Genomic DNA, 7,138 nt, shown 5'->3' on the forward strand with positions numbered 1-7,138 from the left:
ACGCTCGCATCCGTCGTCGCTGTGGGTGTGGCGGTCCGGGGACACGGGGTTCACCGGACCGCCGGAACACAGGCCGCGCCCGCCCGTGTGAGGCCCCTCACTCGTGCGCTATTGTTCGCCGGACATGACAAGTCCGTCAACATCGGACGGCGCAGGTTCCCTTCTGGGAGGAGCGATCCCGTGGTCGACGTACACGCCCTGATCGAAGACCTGAGGGCCGAACAGGAAGAGCTCGCCGGCCTGTTGGCCGGCCTGGACCCCGCGGCCTGGTCCCGCCCCACGCCCGCCCCCGGGTGGAGCATCGCCGACCAGGTCCGGCACCTGTCCTTCTTCGACCGCGCGGCACACACCGCGCTGACCGACCCCGAGGGTTTCGACGCGCTGCTGACCGAGGCCATGGCCGACCCGGTGGGGTTCACCAAACCCGACCCGGTCCCTGCCGAGCGCCTGCTCCCCGAGTGGCAGGAGGCCGCCGGTGAGCTGCGCACGGCGCTCGCGGAGGCGCCCCCCGGAACGCGTGTTCCGTGGTTCGGCCCGCCCATGAGCGTGCCTTCCAAAGCCACGGCGCGCCTGATGGAGACATGGGCGCACGGCCAGGACGTCGTCGACGCGCTCGGGGTGCGCCGCCGCCCGACCGCACGGCTGCGGCACGTCGCACACATCGCGGTGCGGGCCCGGCCGTTCAGTTACCTCACCCGTGAACTCCCGGTCCCCGAGGAACCGGTGCGGGTGGAGCTGGAGGCACCCGACGGGTCGACGTGGCATCTGGGCCCGACCGAGGCCGAGCAGATCGTCACCGGGGACGCGGAGGAGTTCTGTCTGGTGCTGACGCGGCGGAGGCACGCCGACGACACCGTCCTGCGGGCGTACGGCGCGCTCGCGCGCGAGTGGCTCGAGATCGGGCAGGCATTCGCGGGCCCGCCCGGCGAGGGCCGGCATCCCGGGCAGTTCGATGCCAAGAGTTGACCGGTTCGTCAACTCCGGCCCCGGGCCGTCCCGGCCGCCTCGACGAGCGGGGTCAGGACTCTTCGCGCACGGCGGGGAAGACCGTCTGCAGTATGTGCAGGACCGAGCTGGTCAGCATCACGTGCAGGTCGGCACGGTTCAATGCACCGCGCACCAGCCACTCCCGGGACGCCGCCTTGAGCATGCTGCCGTAGGCGCGCACCATCCCGCGGAGTTTCTCCCGTCCTTCGACGACGTCGGACATCATGGCTGCTTGGAGGATGTGGTCGGTGGCCGTCTCGTCGACCTCGAGCATGATCTGCTCGACGTCGCTGTCCTGTCCGATCGCCTCCGAGCCGATCGCCGACAGCCACATCTCGCGGTTGCGCTCCACCACCGCGACATCATCGGCAAGACGTACGGACTGTGAGGCCCGACCATGTTGACGACACGGTTCTGTGAGACCTTCGGGGTGGACCACCCCATCGTTCAAGGCGGCATGCAGTGGGTGGGCAGGGCGGAACTCGTCTCCGCCGTGGCCGAGGCCGGCGCACTGGGGTTCCTGACCGCGCTGACCCAACCGACCCCCGAGGCCCTGGTCCGTGAGATCGCCAGGTGCCGGGAGATGACCGACGAACCCTTCGGCGTGAACCTCACGATCCTGCCGTCCATCGATCCGCCTCCGTACGACGAGTACAAACAGGCCATCATCGAGTCCGGCATCGGGATCGTGGAGACCGCAGGGGCCAACCCCGCCGAGCACGTACCCGATTTCCACGCGGGCGGGGTCAAGGTGCTCCACAAGTGCACCAGTGTCCGGCACGCGGTCAAGGCGCAGAACGTCGGTGTCGACGGGGTGAGCATCGACGGTTTCGAATGCGCCGGCCATCCGGGTGAGGACGATGTCCCGGGGCTGGTCCTGGTCCCGGCCGCTGCGCAACGGCTGTCGATCCCGATGATCGCCTCGGGAGGGTTCGTGGACGGCCGCGGCCTGGTCGCCGCCCTCGCGCTCGGTGCCGACGGCATCAACATGGGCACCCGTTTCCTGTGCACGGCGGAGTCCCCCGTGCACGAGAAGGTCAAGGAACAGATCGTGGCCAACACCGAGCTGGACACCGAACTGATCTTCCGTCCTTTGCGCAACACGGCCCGGGTGGCGAGCAACTCGGTCAGCAGGAAGGTCGTCGAGGTCCTCGACGACGGTGGTGAGTTCCCGGACGTGCGCGAGCTGGCCTCCGGGGCACGCGGCCGCAAGGTGTTCGAGGACGGGGACCTGGACGCCGGGATCTGGAGTGCGGGGTTGGCCCAGGGGCTCATCGACGACGTCCCGACCGTCGCGGAGGCGGTCGAGCGGATCGTGTCCGAGGCGGAGGAACTCATCTCCCGGCGCCTGATGGGGGTCCGAACGGCCGACCGGTGAACACGGACGGGCGCTCAGTGGCCCGAGTTCGGCCCTGAGGCGCTCGAAGCGGTGGCCCGGAGGGAGCAGGGGCCACCTTCCGCGTACAGGCGTGACGGCGCTCGCCGCCCCGGCCTGGGCGCGCTCCATGGGGACCGAGGACACCGACCCGGGTGAGCTATCCGAGAACCCCGATGTGCTGGCCGCCCTCGACAAGAGGGTCACGGAGATCAACACCGGGCTCAACCATGTGGAACAGGTGAAGAAGTACCGGGTCCTGGGAGCTCTGTGGACCACCGGGTCCGGCGAGCTCACCCCGAAGCTGAGCCTGCGCCGGAAGGTCATCGAGGAGCGCTACAAGGACGTCATCGACGCGCTGTACTGAGTGCTCCGGCCGCTCGCCCCGGCGGAAGGCCACGGACTCGGGATCGCCTCCCACTCCGTGGAAGCTCACGTTCGCGGTTCGGGGGTGGGGCCCGGTGCCCTGCCCCCGAACGGTCCTGCCCCTCGGGCCGCCTCACAGCACGGCTCGGTACCAGGGAAGACCGAAGCGCACTGCCGCAGCGGCCACCGGTACGGCTGTGGCCGCCGCGGCCGCGACCAGAGCCGTCGCCGTGCTCAGGGACGTTCCGAGCGTCATGAGGCCGATGGCGACCGATGGGACGCCCGCCCCGGAGTAGAAGGCGGTGTAGAGCGCGCCCGTGACCGCACCGCGCTGCTCCGGTGTCACGGCGTTCTCCACCGCCGCCGACGCTCCGCCGTAGGCGAGTCCGTGACCGGCACCGGCGGCGACCGCGGCCACCGGGACGAGGAACATGGGTCCGCTGAAGGAAAAGGCCAGGAGCACCAGGCTGGCCAGGAGGGCCACGAGCCCGGACAGTTGGGCCCTGCGAAGGCCCAGCATGGGCACCGCGGGCTGGGCCAGCAGGGAGCACAGCAGGACGGTTCCGAGGATCCCCCCGACGACGGCCAGGTCGTTCTGGCCGGCACGGTCGAGCAGGGTCGGGATGACCGACAGGAACAGCCCGGCGGTGGTCCACGCCAAGAACCCGGTCAAGGCCGCTGCGCGGAAGACGGGCCGCAGGAGCACGGGCACGTGCGGGCGTGTGGGCCGCCACTGCCGCAGCGAGGCCCTCTCCTCCTTCCGCAGGACGGCGACCTTGTTCCACCCGATCCACAGCAGCACCAGATGCACGAGGAACGGCAGGGTGTGCGGCGCGGGCAGGTACTGGGCCAGCAGACCCGCCGCGATCGGGCCTGCGGCCGTCCCTCCCACGAAAGCGGCACCGGCCGCCCCCTTGACCCGGCCGTCCACGAACTTGCGTTCCCCGGAGCTGATCAGGGAGACGGCCGCCCCGGTGGCCGCTCCCAGCGCGATCCCCTGCACGGCCCGGCCGGCGATCAGCCAGCCCTGGCCGTCCGCGAGCACGAAGCACAGCGACCCCAGAGCTGCGGCCACGATCCCCCAGCGGAGCACCGTCCCCGGCCCGAGGGCGTCGGAGGCGGGGCCGAGGAACAACAGTGCCGGAATGCTGGTCAGGGCGAACGTGGCGTAGGTGAGCGTCATGAACAGGTCACCCGCACCGAACGCCTCCTGGTACCCGGGATAGAGCGGGCTCGGCAGGTAGGCGCCGGCGGTGAGCACTACCAGTACGTAGATCCCGACGTGCAGTTCCACAGAGCGGCCCGAACGGCGGCCGCTACCCCTCTCATGCTTCGTAAACATCACAGGGCCAGTTTGTCCCGCACGAACGCTGATGAGAAGCAAACATTTTTCGCAGGAACCATGCAGAATAATTGCATGATCGACTCGAAGCTCAAGGTTCTGCAGATGGTCGCCCAGCACGGCACCGTCACCGCTGCGGCCGAGGCACTGCACTACACGCCCTCCGCGGTCTCCTACCGGGTACGCCAACTGGCCGAGGAGCTCGGTGTCGAACTGCTGGCGCCCTCGGGCCGGGGGGTCGCCCTGACGGCCGCGGCACGCGTCGTCCTCCGGCACGCCGAGGTCCTGTACGCAGAGGCCGAGCGCACCTACGCCGAGTTGGCCGCGACGGTCGACGAACCCACCGGGCTGTTCACGCTGTGCGGGTTCTCGACCGCTGCGAGCCGCCTGCTCCCCCCGGCCGCTTCCGACCTCCGGGAGCGCTTCCCCCGGATCACGCTCCGAGTGATCGAGGCCGAGCCCGTACGGTGCTTCGACCTACTGCTCTCCGGGGACGCCGACCTCGCCCTGGTGACCAACACGGCCGATACCCCGCCCGCGAGTGATGAACGCTTCGACCAGAAACCCCTGCTCGACGACCCCCTGGACCTGGTGGTGCCGGAGGGGCACCGGCTCACGCGCCTGTCCGAGGTCGACCTCGCCGACGCCGCGGACGAACCGTGGATCGTCGGGAGCCCTGGGACCACGTACCACCATCTCGTCATGAACGCCTGCATGACGGCGGGTTTCACCCCGAACATCGCCCACCACGCCGACGAGTGGGAGACCGGGACCGCCCTGGTCGCCCACGGGTTCGGCATCATCCTCGTACCGAAGCTGGCGCGGCTCCAGGACTGGCCGGTCGTGCGTCTGCCGCTGTCCGGGGATGCCGCTCCGGTGCGCCGGGTCCTCGCCGCGACCCGGAAGGGCGGACGCGACCATCCTCTGGTCACTGCGGCCCTGGAGCGGATCAGTTCCTCCTCGACGCTCCCGGTGGTCCGGGACGAGGCGTGAACACCGCCCGAGTACAGGCCGGGACGGGTGTCCGCCCGTCCTCAGAGCGCGGCGCGCGCCACCTCGTGTGCGAGCCCTGCGGCGATGTGCGCCCCGTCGACATCGGGGGCGGTGGCCTGCATGGCCAAGGCACCCTCGTGGAGGCAGAAGAGCCGTTCGGACAGATCGGCCGGGTGTTCGGCCCCTGCCTGTTCGGCCGAGCGTTCGAAGAGGTCGCGCAGCCACCGTTTCTCGTCGAGAGCGATCCGGTGGGCAGGATGCCCGGGGTCCGGGAGTTCGGCCAGCGCGTTGATGAACGCGCATCCCCTCGGGTTGTCCGCGCTCCATTCCCGCAGGGCCTCGAACGGGGCGACGATACGTTCGACGGCGGCCGTCCGCGCGTCCACGCATCGCATGACCAGCGCGCGCCAACGGCGATCGCGTTCGAGCAGGTAGGTGGCGACCAGGGTGTCCTTGGAGCCGAAGCGGTTGTAGAGCGTCCGTTTCGTCACTCCGGACCGGGCTGCGACGAGGTCCACCCCCACAGCGGTGATGCCGTTCTCGTAGAACAGCTCGGCTGCGGTGTCGAGGATTCTGCGCGCCCCGGGGGTGAGCGTGTCGGGATCGAACGTTGAACTTTTATTCACAGATCAGTGTACCCTGCCCTCCGGGAATCTTCACAGATCAGTGTACGAAGGAGGCGTGGACGATGCAGACCACCCCACGGACCATGCGTGCCGCACGGCTCACCCGGCACGGCGGACCGGAGGCCCTCGAACTGGCGGAGGTGCCCACCCCCGTTCCGGGCGACGGCGAGGTCCTGGTACGAATGGCCGCAGCGGCACTCAATAACACGGACCTGTGGACCCGCGAGGGCGCCTACGGCCTCGCGGGAGATCCTCGGGCCGAGGCCGGTTGGCGCGGAAGGATCGACTTCCCCCGCGTCCAGGGCGCGGACATCGCAGGTACCGTCGCAGGCGTCGGGGGCGGCGCCGATCCGGCGCTGGTCGACACCCGTGTCCTCGTCGACCCGGCGCTGTACGACGGCCCCGGCCCCCACGCCCATCCCGTCGGGCTGTTGGGGAGCGAGCGCGACGGCGGATACGCGGAGTACGTCGCGGTCGCCGCCGAACGGGTCCACCCGGTCCAGGACTCAGGTCTGACCGACGACGAACTCTCCACCCTCCCCACCGCCTACGGCACAGCGCTGGGCATGATCGAACGCGGCGGGGTGCAGGCGGGCGAGACCGTCCTGGTGACGGGCGCTTCCGGCGGTGTGGGGCTGGCCCTGGTCCAGCTCGCGCACGCGCGCGGCGCACGCGTCCTCGCCCTCACCAGCGCCGGGAAACGCTCCGCCGTGCAAGAGGCAGGGGCCGAGGAGACGATCGACCGCGGCGGGGACCTCTGGGCCGATGTGCGAAAGCTCGCCCCCGAGGGCCTGGACGCCGTGCTCGACGTCGTCGCGGGCGACCTGGTCGAGGAAGGCCTCCCCCACCTGGGCGAGGGCGGCCGGTGGGTCGTGGCCGGCGCCCTGGGCGGCTACTCGGCCGCCCTCGACATCCGCCGCCTGTACCTGCACAACAAGGCACTGATCGGTTCGTCCATGCACACCCCGACCCACTTCGCACTGTTGGCGGACATCGCTCGCCGGGGCCAGGTAGCTCCCGTCGTCGCCGCGGTGTTCGGGCTAGGGGACGTGCACCGAGCCCAGGCCGAGCTCGCCTCCCGGTCCCACGTGGGCAAGATCGTGCTGAACCCCGCGACCCGGTGAACGCCGCGGCACGGGAAGGAGCAGGCGGTGGACGGCTCGGCTCTTCTCCTGCACGGACGAACACCGACGCCTGTGGCCTCCTCCACCGCCGTAGGGACGTGGCACTCACGAACCACACCCACTGGCTTCCTCCATAGTTCCATGGAATATATAATCCGGGGAAAGTGTCGACAGCACACGCGAGCCACGAAGCCCCTGCGGCGCCTTCTGTCCCTCGCCCACAGGAGCCGCAACGAACGGAGGAATGAGCCCTCATGAGCACCGATGTCCGCAATGTGATCATCATCGGTTCCGGCCCCGCGGGATACACCGCGGCCGTCTACGC

At 70.1% G+C, this 7,138-nt stretch carries 8 protein-coding genes; 5 read left to right on the top strand and 3 right to left on the bottom strand.

Translation table 11 applies throughout. The features are described from left to right. The first annotated feature begins 180 nt into the window (after positions 1–180). Positions 181–966: a TIGR03084 family metal-binding protein gene (locus tag D456_RS0102595; protein ID WP_017574590.1), complete on the top strand. Its 786-nt coding sequence runs from the start codon at positions 181–183 to the stop codon at positions 964–966. 52 nt (positions 967–1,018) lie between these two features. Here D456_RS0102595 and D456_RS23535 read toward each other — a convergent pair whose 3' ends face one another. Further along, on the bottom strand, positions 1,019–1,342 hold the full coding sequence (locus tag D456_RS23535) for a hypothetical protein (protein ID WP_017574591.1): 324 nt from the start codon (positions 1,340–1,342) through the stop codon (positions 1,019–1,021). Between the two features lie 42 nt (positions 1,343–1,384). Here D456_RS23535 and D456_RS0102605 point away from each other — a divergent pair, with 42 nt between their 5' ends. Then, positions 1,385–2,365 (top strand): NAD(P)H-dependent flavin oxidoreductase, encoded by a 981-nt coding sequence (locus tag D456_RS0102605; RefSeq protein ID WP_017574592.1) that lies wholly within the window; start codon positions 1,385–1,387, stop codon positions 2,363–2,365. Between the two features lie 91 nt (positions 2,366–2,456). Beyond that, positions 2,457–2,729 carry a hypothetical protein gene (locus D456_RS0102610; protein WP_017574593.1) on the top strand — a complete coding sequence of 91 codons (273 nt, stop codon included), beginning with the start codon at positions 2,457–2,459 and terminating at the stop codon, positions 2,727–2,729. A 132-nt stretch (positions 2,730–2,861) separates the two neighbouring features. Here the strand turns inward: D456_RS0102610 and D456_RS0102615 are convergent, their stop codons facing one another. Next, positions 2,862–4,070 (bottom strand): MFS transporter, encoded by a 1,209-nt coding sequence (locus tag D456_RS0102615; RefSeq protein ID WP_152442461.1) that lies wholly within the window; start codon positions 4,068–4,070, stop codon positions 2,862–2,864. Between the two features lie 75 nt (positions 4,071–4,145). Between D456_RS0102615 and D456_RS0102620 the strand changes: the two genes are divergently transcribed. Continuing rightward, a complete protein-coding gene (locus tag D456_RS0102620) occupies positions 4,146–5,063 on the top strand; it encodes a LysR family transcriptional regulator (protein WP_017574595.1) in 918 nt (305 codons plus the stop codon). A gap of 41 nt (positions 5,064–5,104) precedes the next feature. Here D456_RS0102620 and D456_RS0102625 read toward each other — a convergent pair whose 3' ends face one another. After that, a complete protein-coding gene (locus D456_RS0102625) occupies positions 5,105–5,689 on the bottom strand; it encodes a TetR/AcrR family transcriptional regulator (protein ID WP_017574596.1) in 585 nt (194 codons plus the stop codon). Between the two features lie 62 nt (positions 5,690–5,751). On the opposite strand from D456_RS0102625, the gene D456_RS0102630 reads away from it, so the two are divergent. Beyond that, positions 5,752–6,813, top strand: coding sequence for a zinc-binding dehydrogenase (locus tag D456_RS0102630; protein ID WP_017574597.1), 1,062 nt, complete (start codon positions 5,752–5,754; stop codon positions 6,811–6,813). Positions 6,814–7,138: the final 325 nt, after the last annotated feature.

The sequence above is a fragment of the Nocardiopsis kunsanensis DSM 44524 genome, from assembly GCF_000340965.1.
Taxonomy (GTDB): Bacteria; Actinomycetota; Actinomycetes; order Streptosporangiales; family Streptosporangiaceae; genus Nocardiopsis; species Nocardiopsis kunsanensis.